Below are 20754 nucleotides of genomic sequence, written 5' to 3'. Positions count from 1 at the left end.
GGCGGGCGGGACGGCGGGCGGGCGGGACGGGACGGGCCTCTCGGCACAGCGGACACCTGTGCCGCGGACGCCGTCAACGCCTCGCGCACCACCGCCGGTTCGCCCAGCGGCGCACCGGCGGCACACGGCCGGAGCGCCGGAGCGCCCGGACCCCGCGCGGCACTACGGGAGGCCGGGCGCCCCCGGCACCGGCACCGCCGCCGGCCCGAACCACAGGTGCAGGGCCGCGAGCAGCTGTTCGGCGGCGGCCCGGGGCGGTGCGGTGGGCGGTGCGGTCCAGGCGGCGTGGCCGTCCGGGCGCACCAGCACCGCGGACGTGTCGGGCAGGGCGCCGGGCCGCACCGCCGCCGCGCTCACCCGGTCCGCCCAGGGGGCGGCCGCCGCGCGCAGCGCCTCGGTGGCGGTGGTGTCCTCCAGGAGCAGGGCGCCGGCGCCGGTGCGGGCCAGCAGCGGTATCAGGGCGCCGTCTTGGAGGGTGTCGCGCTGCAGGGGGATGTCCGGGACCATCGCGCCCTCCCAGGGGTGGCCGCTGCCGTGGGGGGCCGGGTAGCGGGTGGCGATGCCGGTGATCTCCTCGGCCAGGGGGCCGGCCGTCTCCTTGGCCTGCGCGAGTTCGGCGAGCAGGTCGCGCACCGGCGCGAGTTCCTCGTCGTCGCCGGCGAGCAGCGCCTGGGCGCGGGTGTTGCGCAGCAGCCTGGCGCCGGCCGCGTGCCGTTCGCTGTGGTAGGTGTCCAGGAGGGTTTCGGGGGCTTGACCGCGGGCGACGAGGGCGAGTTTCCAGCCGAGGTTCATCGCGTCGTCGATGGCGGCGTTGACGCCGATGGCGCCGGCGGGCGGGTGGATGTGGGCGGCGTCCCCTGCCAGCAGCACCCGGCCCCGGCGCAGCCGTTCGGCCAGGCGGGCGGCGTCGCCGAAGCGGGTCAGCCAGTGGGCGCGGGCGATCGGGACGCGGCGTCCCAGGGCGTGGTCCAGTGCCTGCTGGAAGCGGGGCAGGGTGAGCGGTTCGTGCCGGTCCCGGGGCGGGTGGGGGTCGGCGGTGAGCAGGCGGACGTAGCCGGGCCTGGGGATGGCGAACACGGTGCCGTTCTCGCCCGTGTTCACGCCGAAGGGGATCTGCCGGGGGTCGGTCAGGACCACGTCCGCGAGCAGGGTGAAGCGGCGGGCGGGGGTGCCGGGGAAGGCGATGGCGGCGAGTTCGCGTACGGTGCTGCGGCCGCCGTCGCAGCCGGCCAGCCAGCCGGCGCGCAGCAGCGCGGGGCCGTCGGGGGTGTCGGTGTGGGCGTGGACGCCGTCGTCGTCGAGGTCGAGGGCGCTCAGGCGGTGGCCGCGCAGGATGCGCACGCCCAGGTGGCGGGCGTGTTCGGTGAGGATCTCCTCCACCCTGGTCTGGGCGATGCCCAGGACGTAGGGGTGGCGGGTGCGCATGGCGGCGAGGTCGAGGCGGGCCTGTGCGGTGAACGCGGTGGTCGCCACGGTGGGGCCTTCGGCGAGGAGGCGCTCGGCCAGGCCGCGGCGTTCCAGCAGTTCCAGGCTGCGGGCGTTGAGGTTGAAGCCGCGGCAGAAGCCGGGCGGGGACGGGTCGCGTTCCAGGAGCACGGTGCGCACGCGGGCCAGGGCCAGTTCGCAGGCCAGCATCAGGCCGGCGGGGCCGGCGCCGACGACCAGGACGTCCGCGTCGCCGGCGGCGCTGGCGGCGCTGGCGGCCTCGGCGGCGGGTAAGCGCTGTCCGGTACGGGCCGGCGCGGGTGCAGGTGCGGGTGTGGGGGTGTCAGGCATCGGGGGCGGCCTCCGGCCAGGCCAGGGTGCCCTGTTCGATCTCCTCGGCGGTGCGCAGCACCCACTGGCGTTCGGCGTGCAGCATGGCGTTGCCGTACTCGGCCTCGATGACGAACAGTCGGGGGGCGTGGTGTTCGCGGGTGGCGCTGTGGTGGGCCTGTTCGCTCTCGGTGATGCGGGTCTGCAGGGCGGCGGCCCGTTCGCGCAGGGCCTGGGCGGCGCGGTGCGGTCCCAGGGCGCCCAGGTAGCTGACGGCGGACAGGAATTTCGGGTATTCGCGGGAGGGTTCGCGGATGAGTTCGTCCAGCCACTGGGTGAAGTACTGGCGGCCCTGGGGGGTGTGGCGGTAGACGGTGCGGGCGGGGCGCGCGCCGACTTGTTCGGTGTCGGTGGCCTCGATCCAGCCGTCGCGGGCCAGGGCGCGCACCGTGTCGTAGAGCGAACCGGTGGTCAGTTTGAAGGCCTGGTCGAGGTGGCGCTCGCGCAGGGTGGTGGCCATGGCGTGGGGGTGCAGGGGCTGTTCGAGGAGCAGGCCGAGCAGGGCGAGGGCCAGGGGGTTGGCGGGTCGTTTGGCGGTCATGGCACTCCGTGGTCGCACGCGGGGGCCCGGGTCGGGGCCGGGGCTGGTGATACTCGGATCGTACTACTCGGATCCGAGTATGTGGAAGGGGTGGTCCGAGTCGCCCGCCGCGGTGCGGCGCCGCACCGGCCTTGCGGTGCAGGGGAGTTCGGGCCCGGCCGTTGCCGGGGCGCTGCCGGGTGCGATCATGGCGGGCGTGGCTTTTGACGACGCGCGACCCCGGTCCGGCCTGGTCCATGAGCGCTGGCGTGCCCGCGAGGCGCCCCACGGGGACTTCATCATGTTCGGCGACGGGTCACTGTCGGTGATGCAGCTCATGCGGTTCTCCCCCGCCGGCCGGCGCCACGACCCGCGGGCCCAGCAGTGGAGTTGGGGGGAACTGCTGCGGGCCACCGCGTGGACCCCCACCGACTGGACGGACGTCGACACGACGTTCGCCACCAGCACCCACGCCGGCAGCCGCGCGCTCGCCGGCGAGGCGTCCGAGCACGGCAGCATCGGCTGGGTCGCGCTGACCCGCGACGACGACGAGAACACCCTGGAGTGGCTCGCGATCTCCTGCTCCTCCAACCCGTTCGCCGACGTCACCCTGGACGACACCGCGGTGACCGCCACCAGCACCCTGGGACGGATCTGGACCTTCCCCCGCGACGCCCCGCAGCAGGTACGGATCACCGAGGACCCCGCCCACCCCTGGCCCTCCCCGGCCGGGCCGGCGGACCCCACCCCCTGAGACGCCCGGCCGGGCCGGCCCCGGTGACCTTCCGGTGGACCTGCGTGTTCACCGCCGACGGGCAGCAGCCCACCTCCAACGCGGCGAGGTGGAGGCGGACTTGGCCGCACACGGCTTCATCCTGCGCGAGGTCCGCGACGCCCCCGACCGGCCGGGCCGCGAACTCGTCTTCATCGCCGCCCGACCACCGCAGCCGTAGACCCGCGCCACCGCCCGACCGCCCCGACCCGGGCCCGGGTGACGGGGCGCCACCGCCGGGACGCGGGCGCCGAAAGCCCGCCGTCAGGCCGTCACCGGGCCTGCGCCGGTGGGCTGATCTGCTATTTTCGCCATGCTTCGACGCGAACCGTACAAGCGTGCGGTTTCGCATGCCCGCACGGGACCCCGGCCACGAGCCCGGCCGCGGCCCCGGGTGCGGGCCCCGGGGCGGCCCCAAGCGGGCACAGCAGTCGGTCGACCAGCGGGGGGACGGGATCCATGAACGCGTACGCGGGCTCCGACGGGCCGGGCCTGTACGGGCCCTACGGTCCGCCGGCGGGCGGGCCGCTGTTCGGGGTGAACCCGGCGGACCTGGACGCGGCGGCGAAGGTCGCCAAGGACACCGGTGAGGCGATGCCGGGCGAGCTCAAGCACATCCACGAGCCCTCCGACACGGCGGTCGCGGCGCTGTCGGGCTGGCGCACCGGGGCGTCGCTGCACGCCTGCACGGCGGCGTGGGAGGAGTGCCTGAACAAGCTGGCCTCGGAGGTGGACGGGGTGAGCCTGAAGCTGGGCCAGACCGCGGGCAACTACCGCGGCACCGACTCGGGCAACGCCGGCGCCCTCAAGGCGCCCGGCGCCGGGCCCTACGCGCCGGCGGTGAACTGATGGTCACCCTCGCCCAGCTGCGCGACGCGGACCTGTCCGGCCTGGCCGGCGCCGCCGGCGCCTACGACACCCTGGCCGGCGCGTTCGGCAAGCACGTCCAGGCGATGAACACCGAGGTCACCAAGCACGTCTTCAACAGCCAGTGGGTCGGCACCGCGGCCGGCGCCGCCAACGCCTCGCTGCAGCGCACCAGCGGGCGCCTGGACGCCGCGCACACCGAGATGTCCGCGGTGTCGGGGCTGCTGCGCGAGGCCTCGGAGAGCTTCCAGCTGGCGCAGTCCAAGCTGAAGGAGGCCCTGAAGGAGGCGCAGGGCGCGGGGCTGACGGTCGCCGAGGACGGCACGGTCAGCTGGCCGGCGCCCTCGCAGGCCGAACGCCACGACCCCGGCTACGACACGCCGCAGCGGGCCAGGGCGCTGGCGGACCGCATCTGCCACGCCGTCACCGAGGCCGACGGCGCCGACCAGAAGATCGCCAAGCTGCTGGACGACCTGACCGTGCGGGCCCGCACCGGCACCGGCCTGGACCTGGCGCAGGCCGGCGCCGACCGCAAGGCCGTCGACGAGCTCGGCACCGGCCTGATGGCGGCCGGCTGGCCGCCCGCCGGCGCCGCCCCCACCGAGGTCAACTCCTGGTGGAAGGGCCTGACCCCGGACGAGCAGCAGCGCCTGGTCCAGGCCCACCCCGACCTGCTGGGCATGCGCGACGGCATCCCCGCCACCGCCCGCGACCAGGCCAACCGCCTCAACCTGGCGCACCTGATCGACACCTACGAGCACAAGCCGAACCCGTCGGACGACGAGAAGCAGAAACTGGAGGGCTTCCGCGCGATCCGGGACAAGCTGGACAGGCGGGCGGGCCAGCAGCCGCCCGCGTTCCTGCTGGGCGTCGGCGAACAGGGCCAGGGCCGCGGCATCCTGTCCTTCGGCAACCCCGACACCGCGAAGAACGTCAGCGCCTACGTGCCGGGCCTGGGCACCACACTGTCCGCCGTCGGCGGCAAGGACGCCGACCGGGCCCTGAACGTGTGGAACGCGGCGATGAACGCCGACCCCACCAGCTCGGTGGCCTCCATGATCTGGCTCGGCTACGACCCGCCGCCCGGACTGGAGAAGGTCCTCGACGGGGACCCCCGGCCCCTGGAGGTGACGGGCACCGACCGCGCCGCCAAGGGCGGCGCCGCCTACGACACGTTCATGGCCGGACTGCGCGCCACCCACGAGGGAGCGCCCGCGCACCTGGTCGCCCTCGCCCACAGCTACGGCTCCACCACGGTGGGCCTGGGCGCGCAGCTGCCCGGCGGCACCGGCGCCGACGACATCATCCTGGTCGGCTCCCCCGGCACCGGCGCCGACAAGGCCTCCCAACTGCACATCGACCCCCACCACGTGTGGGTCGGCGACGCCGAGAACGACCCGGTCAGCCACCTGCCGGCCAAGGGCCGGGTCGCCACCGACGTGGTCCTGGGCCCCGTCCTTGGCCCCGTCGCCGACGACCTCTACGAGACGTTCGCCCCCGACAGCCAGCTCTGGTTCGGCCAGGACCCCGCCAGCAAGGACTTCGGCGCCAACCGCTTCAGCGTCCCGGACGGGAAGTCGCTGTCCTTCGACTCCCACTCGCACTACATGGACGAACCACGGCAGAACCCCGCACCCGACGACCCCGCGAACTCGGTCAACAACATCGGCCAGATCGTGGCGGGCAAGTACGACAACGTCACGAGGCAGCCCCAGCGATGAAGATCCCGCACACCCGCACACCCGCACACCCGCCGGCCCGCTCCGCGGCCCTGCCGGCCGCGGTACTGGCCCTGGCCCTGGCCCTGGCCCTGACGGCCTGCAGCAGCATCACCACCGCCGTCGGCGGCGGCGCCACCGCCCTGCCATCCGCCTCGCTCGTCCCGCCCGAACAGGCCCTGCGCACCCTCGACGGCCTCCTCGACGACTCCCTCGCCCAGGTCCGGCCCGCGCTCAAGTACTGGGACGGCTGGCCCCGCTCCACCGAGCAGGCCACGGGAATCGACGACCACTCCCTGGGATACGCCACCGCCGGGCGCGACCGCCACATCATGACCAAAGTCGCCCCCGCCAAGTACGCCACCCTGCTCGCCATGGTCGGACAGAGCTGGAAGGCCAAGGGCTACACCGTCGCCACCCCCGCCGCCTCCCCCCTGCCGTCCCTGGCCGCATCCACACCCGACGGCCACAGCGTCAGCATCACCATCTACGACGCCGGCAACATCACCATCGGCGCGGCCGGCGACCGCATCCCCGTCATCCGCGACCGCGACCCGTTCGGCACCCCCACCCCCGACCCCGTGACGGCCAACGGCAACCTCGACGTCATCCCCACGGACGACGACCCGTTCTGGTCACACTGAGAGCCGCCCCCATGACCCCCGAACAGGCCGTCCACACCCTCGACGCGCTCCTCGACGAGGCGATGTCCGCCATCCGCCCCCCGCTGCGCCACTGGGACGGCTGGCCGCGCTCCACCGAGCAGACCACCGGCGGCCTCCAGGACCGCTCCCTGGGCTACGCCACCGCCACCCGCGAGCGGCACGTCACCACCAGGGTCGCCCCCGCCAGGTACGGGGCGCTGCTGGGCGTCACCGAACGCGGCTGGCAGGCCCGCGGCTACCGGATCACCGCCGTCAACCCCCGCCAGCCCGCCATGTTCGCCACCACGCCCGCCGGATACGGCGTCGCGGTGCTGTTCGGCGCCGCCGGGAACATCACCTTCCAGGCCACCGTCGGCCCCATCCCCGTCATCCGCGACCGCGACCCCTTCGGCACCTACGTGCCCGAACCGACCCTGCCCAACGGCAACCTGGACGTCCTGCCCCGCCACGACGACCCGTTCTGGTCCGCCTGACCGGCAGACGCACCGCCAGACGCACCGCCAGACGCACCGGCAGACCCGCTGGCGAGCGCACCGGCGGGTGTGCCGGCGGCGGCACCCGCAGGCCCTCCCGTGTCCGAGAGGTGGCCACCCGGCGTCCGGGGCCGGAGGCGCGCAGTAGGATCGGCGGCGTTGTCACCACATTCCACCGCTGGTAGGAGGCTTTTCATGGCTCAGGTCACGCTGAAGGGGAACCCGGTCCAGGTCGGCGGCGCGCTGCCCCAGGCCGGCAGCCAGGCCCCGGCGTTCACGCTGGTCGGCGAGGGACTCGCCGACACCTCGCTGCAGGACTTCGCCGGCAGGCGCAAGGTCCTCAACATCTTCCCCAGCATCGACACCCCCACCTGCGCCACCTCGGTGCGCACCTTCAACGCCAAGGCCGGCTCGCTGGCCAACACCGTGGTGCTGTGCATCTCCGCCGACCTGCCGTTCGCGCAGGCCCGCTTCTGCGGCGCCGAGGGCCTGGACAGCGTCCGGACCCTGTCCACCCTGCGCGGACGCGACTTCCACGAGAACTACGGCGTGGCCCTGGCCGACGGCCCGCTGGCGGGGCTGACCGCCCGCGCCGTCGTCGTCCTGGACGAGAACGACACCGTCCTGCACACCGAGCTGGTCGCGGAGATCGCCGACGAGCCGAACTACGAGGCCGCGCTCGCCGTCCTCGCCTAGAACCCCCGCGCCACACCCGCCCCGCCCCGGCCGGCCTGCCCCGCGCAACGCCGCCCGGCCCGCCCCCCAGGTCTTCACCAAGGGGGGCGGGCCGGGAAGGGCAGCGGGCGGGGCCGGCGGGGGGGGTCAGGTGATGGAGGCTCCCGAGTCGATGCTGATGACCTGTCCGGTCATGCAGTCCTGGTCGAGGAAGAGCCCGATGGAACGGGCGACCTCCTGCGGGGTGACGAACCGCGGCACCGGCACCTTCTCCCGCATCCCGGCGATGACGTGCTCGGGCAGGGTGTCCGTCATCCCCGTGATCATGAACCCGGGCGACAGCGCGTTCACCGTCACCCCCCGGCGCCCGCACTCCGCCGCCAGCGTGCGGGTCAGCCCGATCAGCCCCGCCTTGGACGCCGCGTAGGCGGTCTGCCCGGCGGTGGCGATCAGCGCGGACGGGGAGACGATGTTGACCACCCTGCCCCAGCGGGCCCGCAGCATCGCCGGCACGCACACCCGCGCGGTGTGGAAGGAACCGACCAGGTTCGTGTCGATCACCTGCCGCCACTCGACCGGGTTCTGCATGGCCATCAGCGCGTCCTTGCGCACCGCCCCGTTGTTGACGAGCACGTCCACCGGGCCCAGCGCCTCGGTGATCCGCTCGTACATCGCGGTGACCTGCGCGTAGTCCGCGACGTCGCCGGTGACCAGGACGTGGTCGCCGGCCAGCTTGCCCGCCACCTCCTCGGCGGCCTGGCGGGCGCTGTTGTAGTGCACCGCGACCCGGCACCCGGCCGCGTCCAGCGCCAGCGCCAGCTCCCGGCCCAGCCCTCCCGAGGCGCCGGTGACCAGCGCCACCGGGGAGGCGGGCCGCTGCCCGAAGGCGCCCTTGCCGCTCACCGCGCCCCTCCCCACGTCAGCAGGACCGAACCCCACGTCATCCCGGCACCGAACCCGGCCAGCAGCACCGTGTCGCCGTCCTGGATGCGCCCGGCGTCCAGCGCCTCCGCCAGCGCGATGGGGATCGACGCCGAAGCGGTGTTGCCGTACCGGTCGAGATTCGCCACCAGACGGTCCGCGGGAATCCCGGTATGGGCGAGCACCGAGTTGATGATCCGGATGTTCGCCTGGTGCGGCACCACGTGGTCCACGTCCGCCGGCGTCAGCTTCGCCTGCTCCAGCGTCTCGCGGATCGTGCGCACCGTGTAGCGCACCGCGTTCAGGTAGATCTCGTTGCCGTTGATCTGCGCGTAGTGCAAGCCCTGGCGCACCGTCTCCTCGGTGGTGGGCATCCGCGAGCCCCCCGCCAGGACCTTCAGGCTGTCCTTGCACGAGCCGTCCGCGCCCAGGTTCCACGCCAGGACCCGCTCCACCGGGCCGGGCTGCAGGACCACCGCACCGGCCCCGTCACCCACCAGGATCGACAGGTCCCGGTCCGCCGGGTTCGCGGTCAGCGTGTGGGTGTCCGAACCGATCACCAGGATCGGGCGCGGGTCCATGTGCAGCAGACCCACCGCCGTCACCAGCGCGTACACGAACCCCGCGCACTCGGAGTTCACGTCGTGCGCGCTGCCCGCGATCTTCAGCGCGTCGTGGACGAACGCCGACGTCGCCGGCGAGGGCTGCTCCGGCGTCGCCGTCGCCACGATCAGGTGCGCGATGTCCGCACCCGACAGCCCCGCCCGCTCCAGCGCCCGGCGTCCGGCTTCCACCGCCATCGACGCGGTGCTCTGCCCCGCCCCGACCGCCCGCCGTTCCCGGATCCCGCACCTGGAGACGATCCAGTGCTCGTCCACACCGAATCGCTCCGCCAGCTCCACGCTGGTCACCACGCGCTCGGGGACGGAGATCCCCCACCCGGTGATGTCGAAGCCGCTCATCGAGCAGTGCCCCGCGCTCAGACGCCGGCCTGGCCCACGAGCGCCAGGATCCGCTCGTGCACCACCCGCAGCGTCGTCGTGTCGTCGATGTCCGCGAACAGCGACTCGTCCGCCGGAATGTGCGGGTACTGGTTCTGGAACCCGTACAGCCACTCCATCAGATCCAGCGAGTCCACGTCCGCGATGTGCTGCAGCGCCGCGTCCGCGTCGATCTCCTGCGCCCCGGACACCGCCTGCAACTGCGCGGCCAGGTCCTCGATGGTGGGGATGTCGGACATGAGTGATCGTTCCTTCCTGGACGCCCCGGAACGGGCGCCAACACGTGATGAGGCAGAACAGACCCGGACACCCCGGGAGGATCACGGACACCGCCACCGCGCCCCCCGCCGCCCACAGGCCACGGAACGCACCGCGACGGAACCCGGGAGAACCCCCCGGGGAAAAACCCGGGAAGGCCGTGGGGGCCGCGTGTCTTGTCGAAACCGCATGAAACCCACCCCCACGCAAACGCCCCGCAACCCCGGCCCTGCGCCCACGCTTGCGCACCGCTTGCGAGACACGCGCTTACCTGACCCGAGACACCGCACCCACACGCACGACACCCACCACCTCGCACCGCGACGCGGACACCGCACCCGCACCGCACCGCACAGCACCCGCACCGCGCCGCAGACCGCACCCGCACAGCTCCGCACCGAGGCCACCGCACCGCGCCGCAGGCCGCACCCGCCGGGGCGGGAGGGCGACCGTAGGCAAGCACGGACACACCCCGACCACCCCCACCCGCACGGCCGTTCACACCGCACGGACCCGGCCGCCCTCACCGGCGCTCCCGTCCGCAGACGACGAGAGCGGCCACCGCCACCGCAACGGCCGTCCACGCGGGGAAAGGCACCACCCGGCGCCGCGCACCACCGGACACCCGCACCACCGGACACCCGCACCACCCGGCCCAGTCCAGTCCAGTCCGGCCCGGCCGAGCCCGGCCCAATCCGGTCCATCCGATCCGCCATCAGAACAGGGGCACACCCGCATGACCACCGCCGAGACCCGCTCCATCAACCCCGACGTCGACGCGATCCGCCACCACTACGAGGTCGGCAACGACCTCTACCGCCTCATCCTGGGCCCCACCATGATGTACTCCGGCGGCTACTGGGAGGACGGCGAGGACCTCGTCGCCACCCTCGACGAGGCCCAGGAACGCAAGCTCGACGTCTTCACCGACCTCGCCCAGGCCGCCGGCAAGGCCAAGGTCCTGGACATCGGCTGCGGCTGGGGCACCATGCTCAACCGCCTCACCACCGTCCACGGCGTCCAGCAGGCCGTCGGCGTCACCCTCTCCCGCACCCAGGCCGACTTCGTCGCCGCCCTCGACAACCCCGCCATCCACGCCCGCGTGGAGAGCTGGGAGGACCACAAGGCCGACGGCGAGCCCTACGACGCCGCGTTCTGCATCAACGCCCTCGAACACTTCGTGCTCTCCTCCCTCACCCCCAAGGAGCGCACCCAGCGCTACCGCGTCTTCTTCAAGCAGGTCCACTCCCTGCTCAAGCCCGGCGCCCGCTTCGTCCTGCACACCATGACCGTCGAGAACCCCCCGCTGCGCCGCCAGCTCCTGGACGACCTCAAGTTCCTCCAGCGCGAGGAGTTCGAGGGCTGCCACATCCCGCGCCTGCCCGAACTCGCCGCCGGCCTCGACGGCCTCTTCGAGGTCACCGAGATCCGCAACGAACCCGAGTCCTTCGCCCGCGCCTGCCGCGCCTGGCTCCAGCTCCTGGCCGCCCGCCGCGACGAAGCCGTCGCCATGGCCGACGAGACCACCGTCCAGCGCTTCGAGCGCTACCTCGACATCTTCGCCTACACCCTCGAAGACCACATCTTCAACAACTTCCGCGTCACCCTCACCCGCCGCGCCTGAAAGGGGACACCCCGGCCATGACCACCACCGCCGAACACCCCGCCCCCTCCGGCGCCGACCAGCCCGAACCCGCCGGCGCTACCACCCACCCCGACACCACCGCCGTACGCCACCTCAAAGTCGCCATCATCGGCGCCGGCATCTCCGGCCTGGGCACCGCGATCCGCCTCCTGCAGAGCGGCACCGACGACTTCCTCGTCTTCGAACGCGCCACCGACCTCGGCGGCACCTGGCGCGACAACACCTACCCCGGCTGCGCCTGCGACGTCCAGGCCCACCTCTACTCCTTCTCCTTCGCCCGCAACCCGCAGTGGAAGTCCACCTTCGCCACCCAGGCCGAAGTCCACGCCTACCTCAAGGACACCGCCCAGCGCTTCGGCGTCGAACCCCACCTGCGCTACGGCCACGAACTCCTCGACGCCCACTGGGACGCCGACCACCGCCACTGGCGCATCCACACCACCCACGGCCGCTACACCGCGCAGATCCTCGTCACCGGCACCGGCTACCTCTCCGAGCCCGCCGTCCCCGACCTGCCCGGCCTGGACACCTTCACCGGCACCCTCTTCCACTCCGCCCGCTGGCGCCACGACCACGACCTCACCGGCCGCAACGTCGCCGTCATCGGCACCGGCGCCTCCGCCATCCAGTTCGTCCCCGCCATCCAGAACCAGGTCGCCCGCCTCGACCTCTACCAGCGAACACCCCCCTGGGTCGCCCACAAACCCGACAAGCCCAACACCCCCCGCCACACCTGGATGCTGCGCCACCTGCCCGGCTACCAGCGCTTCCGCCGCGCCTTCAACAAGAACGGCCGCGAGATCGTCGCGTTCTTCATGTCCCGCCCCACCCGCACCACCGGCATGAAGAACATGGCCGCCGGCCACCTCAAGAAATCCGTCCCCGACCCCGGCCTGCGCAAGCGCCTGACCCCCGACTACACCGTCGGCTGCAAACGCCTCCTGTTCTCCAACACCTGGTACCCCGCCATCCAGCAGCCCAACGTCGACATCGTCTCCGACACCATCACCGACATCGGCCCCACCCACATCACCACCGCCGACGGCACCACCCGCACCGTCGACACCATCATCCTGGCCACCGGCTTCACCGCCACCGACCGCCCCGTCGCCCGCCGCATCCACGGCCGCGACGGAACCACCCTGCGCGACACCTGGCACACCCACGGCATGAAAGCCCACCGCGGCACCACCATCCACGGCTTCCCCAACCTCTTCATGCTCCTGGGCCCCAACACCACCCTGGGCCACTCCTCCCAGACCGTCATGATCGAAGCCCAGATCGCCTACATCGTCGACGCCCTCAAAACCATCGACAAACTCGGCATCACCTCCGTCGAGATCCGCCCCGAAGCCCAGAACGCCTACAACCAGACCCTCACCGACCGCCTGAAGAACACCGTCTGGAACGCCGGCGGCTGCCAGAGCTGGTACACCGACCACCACGGCAACAACCCCTCCATCTGGCCCACCTACACCTACCGCTTCCGCCGCCAGACCCGCCGCTTCGACCTCCTCAACTACCAACGCGCCACCGTCACCCACACCACCCCCTAACCCCACACACGCACACACCCGGACACACACGGGGGCACACGCGCGGGCACACACGCGGGGGCACACACGCGGGGGCACACGCACACAACCACACAGGCACACCCAACACGGCCGGGCGGCACCCGCCCACCCACGGACCCCGCCGCCCGGCCGGCCCACACCCCAGAACACCCCACCGGAAACCGAACCGGACACACAACCAACAACCGAACACCCACACGGACCCAGCAAGCCGCCCACCCCGCAGGACCCACCCACCCGCCCTCACACACTAACCACCACCCGACCGCCAACCCGCAACCGTCACACCATCAAGCACCCCACCCACGAACACCCACACGCCACCCGAACACACCCACTACCCCAGAACAGGAAACCCCATGACCAAACCCCTCACCAGGCGCACCATCCTCACCACCACCGCCACCACCGCCCTCATCACCGCCTTCAACACCACCACCCGCACCTGGGCCACCACCACCCCCACCACCCACAACCACTGCCCCATCCCCACCCTCGACGGCACCCTCACCACCGACACCACCACCCTCACCGAATTCAGCCACGACTTCGGCCGCCTCACCACCAACACCCCCCACGCCGTCCTCAAACCCGGCTCCGACCAGGACATCATCAAAATCATCAACTACGCCCGCCACAACGGCCTCAAAGTCGCCATGAACGGCCAAAGCGGCACCGACAACGACCTCGAATCACACTCCAACTACGGCCAAGCCTCCCCCAACGGCGGCATCAGCATCGACGCCCGCACCCTCAACCGCATCCACACCATCACCCCCACCAACGCCACCGTCGACGCCGGCGTCACCTGGGCCCAACTCACCGACGCCACCCTCAACCAAGGCCTCACCCCACCCTGCCTCACCGACTACCTCCACCTCTCCATCGGCGGCACCATCAGCATCGGCGGCATCGGCAACACCGTCCAAAAACACGGCCTCCAAGCCGACACCGTCGAATCCATCGACATCATCACCGGCACCGGCCACCTCCTCACCGCCACCCCCACCAAAAACCCCGACCTCTTCCACGCCGCCCTCGCCGGCGCCGGACAATTCGGCATCATCATCCGCGCCACCATCAAACTCATCCCCGCCCCCCAACGCGCCCTCGTCTTCAACCTCTACTACAACAACCTCACCACCTACCTCACCGACCAACAAACCATCCTCAACGACGGCCGCTTCCACACCCAAATCGGCGAAATCATCCCCCAACCCAACACCACACCCCTCTACAAAATCGAAACCGCCACCTACTACAACGGCACCACACCCCCCAACCCCACACCCCTCCTCACCGGACTCAACCCCAACCCCCACCAAACCACCACCACCGACCAGACCTACCGCGAATACACCTACCGCGCCGACACCTGGACCCAAAACCTCAAAAACCTCGGCTACTGGAACCAACCCAAACCCTGGCTCAGCCTCTTCATCCCCGCCACCCAAGCCGCCAACTTCATCACCTACGCCACCCCCCTCCTCACCCCCCAAACCCTCGGCCAAGGCCTCCTCCTCTTCTACCCCTTCCCCACCAACAAACTCACCCACCCCTACGCCATCACCCCCAACGAACCCACCACCTACCTCTTCGACCTCCTCACCTTCCCCCACCCAGGCACCAACCCCACCACCCAACTCACCCACAACCGCACCCTCTACGACCACGCCACCACCCTCGGCGCCAAACGCTACCTCGTCGGCGCCATCCCCCACATGACCCCCACCGACTGGAAAAACCACTACGGCCCCCAATGGACCAACCTCACCAACACCAAACACAAATACGACCCCACCCACACCCTCACCCCCGGCCAAAACATCTTCCCCTAACAACACACACAAACACAGACAGACACAGGCAAGCACAGGCACAAGGCAGGCACAGACAGACACAGAACCAGAAACACGCACAGCAAACCGCAGGCAGGCACACGAGCACAGGCCACAGACACCGAGCACAAGCACAGGCACAGGCACCGAGCACAAGCACAGGTGCCGGCATAGGCGCAGGAATAGGAATAGGCGCACAGGCCCACGAACCACCGGCCGCTGGCACACAAGCACAAGCACAAGCACAAGCACACAAACACCGGCCACGGACACCAGGCACAGGCACCGACACAGACATAGGCGCACAAGCACCGGCACACAAACAGAAAACGCCACACACACAGACACACAGCAAGCCCAGACACACAGCAGACATGCACCAATAAAACACGCACACACAAAAACACAAATAAACCAACAAGCAAACCACAAACGACAAGCACAAAACGCCAGACACCCAGACCGCAAACCGCAAACCGCAAACGACAAGCGACAAGCGACAAGCGACAAGCGACAAGCGACAAGCGACAAGCGACAAGCGACAAGCGACAAGCGACAAGCGACAAAAAGAAATACAGACAAAAATACCAATAAACCAGAAGAACAGAAGACCGGATAAGCGGGAAGGCAAGAGACCAGAAAAACAAGAACTCAGGAACTCAAGGCATCAGGACATCAGGAAAGAACAGGAGGGCCCGCCATGCACACCTACGACCTCATCAACGAAGCCATCATCCACGCCCCCACCCAACAAGTCTGGAACCACCTCATCGCCGAACTCAACGGCACCACCACCTGGTGGACCCCCCACAACACCCACCAACCCGGCAACCCCACCCCCGAACACCCCGGCGGCACCACCCACATCACCATCCACCCCAACGGCCACACCAAACCCGGACCCAAAATCCACACCACCGCCACCACCACCCACACCACACCCCCCCACACCCTCACCACCACCCACACCGGCCACTTCACCGGCACCACCACCTACACCCTCACCCCCACCCACAACAACCAACACACCAAACTCACCATCACCTTCACCACCACCCCCCACGGATGGCCCACCCTCCTCCCCAAACACACCATCCCCAACCAACACACCAAAGCCACCCACAACGCCCTCACCAACCTCAACCACCAACTCACACACGGCACAGCCGCAGACAGGAGCACCTCGTGACCACCACCGCCGACGTCACCATCACCGACCTCGCCACCACCACCCCCGACGGCGCCCGCCTCACCGTCGCCATCCACCACCCCGCCCACATCGACCCCCACGACACCACCGCCACCACCACGCCCCTGATCGTCCTCGCCCACGGCTGGGGCGCCACCCACACCGTCTGGCACGCCACCGCCCGGCTGCTGGCCGCCCAGGGCCACACCGTCGCCGCCTACGACCAGCGCGGCCACGGCACCAGCACCCTTGGCTCCAACGCCCTCACCATCCAGCAACTCGGGCACGACCTCGCCACCGTCGCGGACGCCCTCGCCCCCCACCGCCCCGTCGTCGTCGCCGGCCACTCAGGCGGCGGTTACGCCGCGCTCGCCTATGCCACCCAGCTCTACGCCGACGCCCCCCGCACCGCGCCCCAGCGCCTCGTCGGCCTGCTCCTCGCCGCCAGCGCCGCCGACGACCAGCAGACCCCTCCGGGCGAACTCCGCATCATGAAGACGAAGGCCTTCCAGCGCGCCCTCAGGAACCCCCGACTCGGCCGCCAGCTCCTCAAGAAGACCCTCCACCCCAACACCCCCGCTCACACCCAGGAGACCAACCGGCGCCTCTTCGCCAACACCGACCCCCACACCCGTCTCACCACCTTCGCCTCCACCAGCACCATGGACCACACCCCCCACCTCCGACACATCACCACCCCCACCACGATCCTCCGCGGCACCCACGACACCTCCGTCGGCCAGACCCACATCCGCACCCTCCAAACCCACCTCCCCAACACCACCGTCGACACCCTCTCCGACGCCGGCCACATCCTCCCGCTCGAAGCCCCTCACCAACTCGCCCGCCAGATCCACCAACTCACGCTCACTTCGCAGCGGTGACCACCACCACCCTCACCACCGAGCTGGGCAGGCTCCTGCCGCCAACTGTCCACTGCACCGAGGCCTTCGGGCCGCCGCCCCAGGGCGCGCTCCTTCCTGCGGAGCGCGCCCACATCAGTGGCCGATCTCCCCGCAGGCAGCGGCAGTTCACCGCCGCCCGTACGCTCGCCCGTCGTGCTCTCGCCCAGCTCGGCCACCCGCCGGTCCCGCTCCTCCCGGGGCCGGGCGGGGCCCCCGAGTGGCCGCCGGGGACCGTCGGGAGCATCACCCACTGCGATGGCTACACCGCTTGCGCTGCGGCCCACACGGCCGATGTCGTCTCGCTCGGGATCGACGCCGAGCCTGCTCTACCGCTCCCCGACGGGGTCCTCGCCCTCACCGCTTCCGAGGACGAGCGTCACCGGCTCGACCGGCTACCTCACGGCCAAGTCCCTTGGGACAGACTGCTCTTCAGCGCCAAGGAGGCCACCTACAAGGCCTGCTACCCGCTCACCCGACGCTGGACCGGTCTGGCCGGCATCTCCGTGCGCCTCCACCCCGACCGCACCTTCACCGCCCACCACCCCCACCTGCCCGGTCGCTGCCAGGGCCGCTGGACCACCACCGGTGCCATCCTCCTCACGACCCTCACCATCCCGCACGGGACGACGACCGGTTGAGCGCGCAGCACCGAAGCACCACCGAACCGCGAACCGGCCGCCGCAGGACCTACATGCCCCGCCCCCACGTGCAGCGCAGGAGCGAGGCCGACGCAGGGGCGAGGGGACAGCTGACGGATCCGGTCAGAGGGACGATCCGAGGGACAGGACAGGGAGCCCCGGCCCATGGACCTGCCCCGCCCGGGCGATCGCCCTCAACGGGCGGGGCCTGCCGGGCCGTTGTCGGTCGTGCGCACCGCTTCGATGAACCCTGTGGTGCTCGGGCCCGAGCCGGGCGGGAAGGGGCGGCCGTACGCGGCGGCGACCTCGTCGAGCAGGGTGAGCCGGGTGGTCCAGCCGTGGGCGTCGAGCCACTCGTGGGTCTGGGGGCCGAGGCCGCCCTGCCACAGGTCGGTGATGTGGGCGAGGGTCGGGTCCTGCGGGGTGCTGGTCACGTCCCGGCCCTTTTCGAGCAGCAGTCGGCTGCCCGGCGCGGAGAGGGTGCCGACGGCGGTGAGCAGGCCGGCCGCCTGGTCGGCGGTGAGGTAGACCAGCAGTCCTTCGGCCAGCCAGGCGGTGGGCCGCTCCGGGTCGAAGCCGGCTTCGACGAGGCGGCGCGGCCAGTCCGAGTCCAGCAGGTCGCCGGGCAGCGTGGTGCGTTCGCCGGCCGGGTCGGCGCCGAGTTCGTCCAGGACGTGCTGTTTGAAGGTCAGGACGGGCGCGAGGTCGAGTTCGAAGAGGCGGGTGCCGGACGGCCAGTCGAGCCGGTAGGCGCGGGCGTCCAGGCCTGCTGCGAGCAGGACGACCTGGTCCGCGCCGGCGGCGAGCAGACGGTCGTCGTAGAAGCGGGTGCGCAGGATGCCGTGGACCACCAGGCCTTTCGCGAGGCCGCTCTCCGGTCCCGAGGTGGGCATCGGCATGCCGGAGGCGGTGACGAAGGCGGCGGCGTAGGGGTCGGTGAACAGCGGTTCGGGGCGGGAGCTCTCGTAGGCGCGCACCAGCGCGACGGACAGGGCCGTACGGGAGACCGGGCTCAGCGGGTCGGTGGTCGTCATGCCCGGGAATCTACCCCGGCGCCGAGTCGGCCGGACCGGCACTCCCCTCACCGGTCCGGACGGGCACCTGGCCTGCGGGGAAAGCGAGTTGATGTAACGCCACGAGGTCACGTCAGGAGGTGCCGCCAGCGGTCGGCGGACTCCACCATGTCCTGGATGACGCGTTCCAGGAACGTCCCGCCCCTGGCGAGCCGCTGCCCCACGGGGCTGTCGGGCCCGAACTCCGCCGCGGCCGTCATCGCGATCTGGGCCGTCCCGAGCGTCTCCCGCGAGCCGATCATGATCGAGTGGTACCAGGCCTCGTCGTCGACCACGTAGATGTCGCGACGCCGCTGCGGGTCGCGTTCGCGCCGGACGTACCCGTGCTGGACCAGGTAGTTCACGGCCACGGAGACGGAGGCCGCGCTGACGTTCAGCCTGCGGGTCAGCTCGGCCGCGGTGCGCCTGCCGTCCTCGGACAGCAGCAGGTCGACGTGCACGCGCGCCGTCATCCTCGGCAGCCCCGTCCTGACCGCCATGTCGATGATCTCCTCTCCTGTCGGGCTGCCCGAGGGCCCGTCCGCGGGTGGCGGTGCCGGGGTGCCGCGCCGCGCGCGCTGGGCCGTCGCCCGGTGCGCCTGTTCGGGCCGGTAGCCGCTGGGGCCGCCGTTGCGTCCGATCTCCCGGCTGATCGTCGAGGTCGGCCGGTCGAGCCGTCTGGCGATCTCGGCGTAGGAGAGCCCGTCGGCGAGTCCGGCCGCGATGCGCTGGCGGTCCTGCTGGGTCAGTCGTCCTCCTGGCATGCCGCCAGTATTGCCTTCGCATTCATTCATTGCAATGCGGCATTGCATTCGACTTCAGCGTCATTGCATCAATTTACCGCTACTGAACAGGGAAAACTCCTACAACTCATTGCGACCATGCTGAATGCAACGTAGCTTTCGAATAGTCCCGAAGAAGCATTTCCGCGAGATGAGGAACGGTCATGGGTGAATCCGTCCACACCGTCACCACGCTGCCGACGGCGCGCCCGCCCGGCTGCCCCTTCGACCCGCCGGCCGAGCTGACCGACGCCCGACGGCACGGCCCGATCAGCCGCTACACCCACCCCGGCGGGGCGGCCGGCTGGCTGATCACCGGGTACGAGCTGGTCAGGTCGGTCCTGGCCGACCCGCGGTTCAGCTCGCGCAAGGAGCTCATCAACGTGGGCGACTTCGAGATTCCTCCGGCTCCGCCCGGCGAGTTCCTCCTCATGGACGACCCGCAGCACGGGCGCTACCGGAAGCCGCTGGTGGGCAAGTTCACCGTGCGGCGGATGCGGCTGCTCGCCGAGCGCGTCGAGCAGATCACCGCCGAGTGCCTGGACGCCATGGAGGCGGCCGGGCCGTCGGCGGACCTGGTGACCGCGTTCGCCAAGCCCATCCCCGCCATCGTGATCTGCGAGCTGCTGGGGGTGCCGTACGAGGACCGCGGCTCCTTCCAGGAGCAGATCGACTCGTTCGTGAACGGGGAGACGAGCGACGAGGAGCTGATCGCGGCCTACACGGCGACCCAGCAGTACCTCGCGGAGCTGGTGGCCGCCAAGCGCGCGAACCCCACCGACGACGTGCTCAGCGACCTCATGGACAGCGACCTCACCGATGAGGAGCTGAGGGGCGTCAGCCTGATCCTGCTGGCGGCCGGGCTCGACACCACCGCGAACATGCTGGCGCTGGGCACCTTCGCGCTGCTGCAGAACCCGGCGCAGCTGGCCGACCTGCGCGTTGACCCCACGCTCACCGGCCGGGCCGTCGAGGAACTGCTGCGGTACCTGAGCGTCGCCAAGTCGTTCATGAGGACGGCGCTGGAGGACGTCGAGGTGGGCGGCCAGACCATCAAAGCCGGCACGACGGTCATCCTGTCGTACAACACCGCCAACCGTGACCCCGAGCGCTTCGCCGATCCCCACGTGCTCGACTTCCGGCGGCAGTACGGCGGGCACCTGGCCTTCGGCCACGGCGTCCACCAGTGCCTGGGGCAGCAGCTGGCCCGCGTCGAGCTGAGCGTCGCGATCACCGCCCTGGTCAAGCGCTTCCCCACGCTGCGCCTGGCCGTACCGGCGGAGGAGGTCGGCCTGCGGCCGGAGACCGCGGACATCTACGGGGTGAAGAGCCTCCCGGTCACCTGGGACGTGTGACCGCGAACCAGACCGGGCGAGGTCGGGGCCAGGGTCGGGGGCGGCGCCGGGAGACGGAGCGGCCCGGCACACCCACGGGGGGTGTGCC

The 20754-nt window shown here is 71.1% G+C and carries 20 protein-coding genes and 1 pseudogene; 14 read left to right on the top strand and 7 right to left on the bottom strand.

Annotated elements, in window-relative coordinates:
* Positions 1-162 precede the first annotated feature (162 nt).
* Together ACFWPI_RS36020 and ACFWPI_RS36015 are read right to left on the bottom strand one after the other, a co-directional pair.
* Entirely contained in the window at positions 163-1776 is a 1614-nt protein-coding gene (locus ACFWPI_RS36020; RefSeq protein ID WP_380378265.1) for an FAD-dependent monooxygenase, read from the bottom strand.
* The gene (locus ACFWPI_RS36015; RefSeq protein ID WP_380378267.1) at positions 1769-2356 is read right to left on the bottom strand and encodes a PadR family transcriptional regulator; all 588 of its coding nucleotides are present in this window, start codon (positions 2354-2356) and stop codon (positions 1769-1771) included. The genes ACFWPI_RS36020 and ACFWPI_RS36015 overlap by 8 nt, the downstream gene beginning before the upstream one ends.
* Before the next feature lie 196 nt (positions 2357-2552).
* On the opposite strand from ACFWPI_RS36015, the gene ACFWPI_RS36010 reads away from it, so the two are divergent.
* From ACFWPI_RS36010 to tpx, 7 genes and pseudogenes are all read left to right on the top strand, one after another.
* On the top strand, positions 2553-3089 hold the full coding sequence (locus ACFWPI_RS36010) for a hypothetical protein (protein ID WP_380378269.1): 537 nt from the start codon (positions 2553-2555) through the stop codon (positions 3087-3089).
* Positions 3090-3112: 23 nt separating this feature from the next.
* Positions 3113-3288 (top strand): annotated as a pseudogene (locus ACFWPI_RS36005) (SAM-dependent methyltransferase); the annotation flags it as partial.
* Between the two features lie 278 nt (positions 3289-3566).
* Positions 3567-3956, top strand: a complete 390-nt coding sequence (locus ACFWPI_RS36000; protein WP_063350794.1) for a WXG100 family type VII secretion target — start codon at positions 3567-3569, stop codon at positions 3954-3956.
* Positions 3956-5695, top strand: a complete 1740-nt coding sequence (locus tag ACFWPI_RS35995; protein ID WP_380378272.1) for an alpha/beta hydrolase — start codon at positions 3956-3958, stop codon at positions 5693-5695. Before ACFWPI_RS36000 ends, ACFWPI_RS35995 begins: the two co-directional genes overlap by 1 nt.
* The gene (locus ACFWPI_RS35990; RefSeq protein ID WP_380378274.1) at positions 5692-6336 is read left to right on the top strand and encodes a hypothetical protein; all 645 of its coding nucleotides are present in this window, start codon (positions 5692-5694) and stop codon (positions 6334-6336) included. The genes ACFWPI_RS35995 and ACFWPI_RS35990 overlap by 4 nt, the downstream gene beginning before the upstream one ends.
* Positions 6337-6347: 11 nt before the next feature.
* Positions 6348-6830 (top strand): hypothetical protein, encoded by a 483-nt coding sequence (locus tag ACFWPI_RS35985; protein ID WP_380378275.1) that lies wholly within the window; start codon positions 6348-6350, stop codon positions 6828-6830.
* 195 nt (positions 6831-7025) lie between these two features.
* Positions 7026-7526: a thiol peroxidase gene (tpx, locus tag ACFWPI_RS35980; RefSeq protein WP_380378277.1), complete on the top strand. Its 501-nt coding sequence runs from the start codon at positions 7026-7028 to the stop codon at positions 7524-7526.
* 126 nt (positions 7527-7652) lie between these two features.
* On the opposite strand, the gene ACFWPI_RS35975 is transcribed toward tpx, so the two are convergent.
* Genes ACFWPI_RS35975 through ACFWPI_RS35965 form a run of 3 tightly spaced genes read right to left on the bottom strand, consistent with a single transcriptional unit; the run spans position 7653 to position 9666 of the window.
* The gene (locus ACFWPI_RS35975) at positions 7653-8408 is read right to left on the bottom strand and encodes an SDR family NAD(P)-dependent oxidoreductase (RefSeq protein WP_363377635.1); all 756 of its coding nucleotides are present in this window, start codon (positions 8406-8408) and stop codon (positions 7653-7655) included.
* Positions 8405-9388: a 3-oxoacyl-ACP synthase III family protein gene (locus ACFWPI_RS35970; RefSeq protein ID WP_063350788.1), complete on the bottom strand. Its 984-nt coding sequence runs from the start codon at positions 9386-9388 to the stop codon at positions 8405-8407. Before ACFWPI_RS35970 ends, ACFWPI_RS35975 begins: the two co-directional genes overlap by 4 nt.
* 17 nt (positions 9389-9405) lie before the next feature.
* Entirely contained in the window at positions 9406-9666 is a 261-nt protein-coding gene (locus ACFWPI_RS35965) for a hypothetical protein (protein ID WP_063350787.1), read from the bottom strand.
* A gap of 755 nt (positions 9667-10421) precedes the next feature.
* Here ACFWPI_RS35965 and ACFWPI_RS35960 point away from each other — a divergent pair.
* The 6 genes from ACFWPI_RS35960 to ACFWPI_RS35935 all read left to right on the top strand — a co-directional run bounded on the left by ACFWPI_RS35960 (position 10422) and on the right by ACFWPI_RS35935 (position 17477).
* Positions 10422-11309 carry a class I SAM-dependent methyltransferase gene (locus ACFWPI_RS35960; protein ID WP_063350786.1) on the top strand — a complete coding sequence of 296 codons (888 nt, stop codon included), beginning with the start codon at positions 10422-10424 and terminating at the stop codon, positions 11307-11309.
* 17 nt (positions 11310-11326) lie between these two features.
* Complete coding sequence (locus tag ACFWPI_RS35955; protein ID WP_380378281.1) at positions 11327-12886, top strand: flavin-containing monooxygenase; 1560 nt, start codon at positions 11327-11329, stop codon at positions 12884-12886.
* A gap of 380 nt (positions 12887-13266) precedes the next feature.
* Positions 13267-14745 (top strand): FAD-binding protein, encoded by a 1479-nt coding sequence (locus ACFWPI_RS35950; protein ID WP_380378282.1) that lies wholly within the window; start codon positions 13267-13269, stop codon positions 14743-14745.
* Between the two features lie 700 nt (positions 14746-15445).
* Positions 15446-15934, top strand: coding sequence for an SRPBCC family protein (locus tag ACFWPI_RS35945; protein WP_063345825.1), 489 nt, complete (start codon positions 15446-15448; stop codon positions 15932-15934).
* Positions 15931-16818 (top strand): alpha/beta fold hydrolase, encoded by an 888-nt coding sequence (locus ACFWPI_RS35940; RefSeq protein WP_380378284.1) that lies wholly within the window; start codon positions 15931-15933, stop codon positions 16816-16818. Before ACFWPI_RS35945 ends, ACFWPI_RS35940 begins: the two co-directional genes overlap by 4 nt.
* A complete protein-coding gene (locus tag ACFWPI_RS35935; RefSeq protein WP_380378286.1) occupies positions 16815-17477 on the top strand; it encodes a 4'-phosphopantetheinyl transferase in 663 nt (220 codons plus the stop codon). Before ACFWPI_RS35940 ends, ACFWPI_RS35935 begins: the two co-directional genes overlap by 4 nt.
* A 194-nt stretch (positions 17478-17671) precedes the next feature.
* On the opposite strand, the gene ACFWPI_RS35930 is transcribed toward ACFWPI_RS35935, so the two are convergent.
* Positions 17672-18511, bottom strand: a complete 840-nt coding sequence (locus ACFWPI_RS35930; protein ID WP_380378288.1) for an SAM-dependent methyltransferase — start codon at positions 18509-18511, stop codon at positions 17672-17674.
* 107 nt (positions 18512-18618) lie between these two features.
* Positions 18619-19293 carry a helix-turn-helix domain-containing protein gene (locus ACFWPI_RS35925; RefSeq protein WP_380378290.1) on the bottom strand — a complete coding sequence of 225 codons (675 nt, stop codon included), beginning with the start codon at positions 19291-19293 and terminating at the stop codon, positions 18619-18621.
* A 182-nt stretch (positions 19294-19475) separates the two neighbouring features.
* Here ACFWPI_RS35925 and ACFWPI_RS35920 point away from each other — a divergent pair, with 182 nt between their 5' ends.
* On the top strand, positions 19476-20666 hold the full coding sequence (locus ACFWPI_RS35920) for a cytochrome P450 (protein ID WP_380378292.1): 1191 nt from the start codon (positions 19476-19478) through the stop codon (positions 20664-20666).
* The last annotated feature ends 88 nt before the right edge of the window (positions 20667-20754 follow it).

The sequence above is a fragment of the Kitasatospora sp. NPDC058492 genome (assembly GCF_042720685.1).
Classification (GTDB): domain Bacteria; phylum Actinomycetota; class Actinomycetes; order Streptomycetales; family Streptomycetaceae; genus Kitasatospora.
Note: the sequence above shows the minus strand (reverse complement) of the source record. Positions and strands in the feature narration are given on the sequence as shown.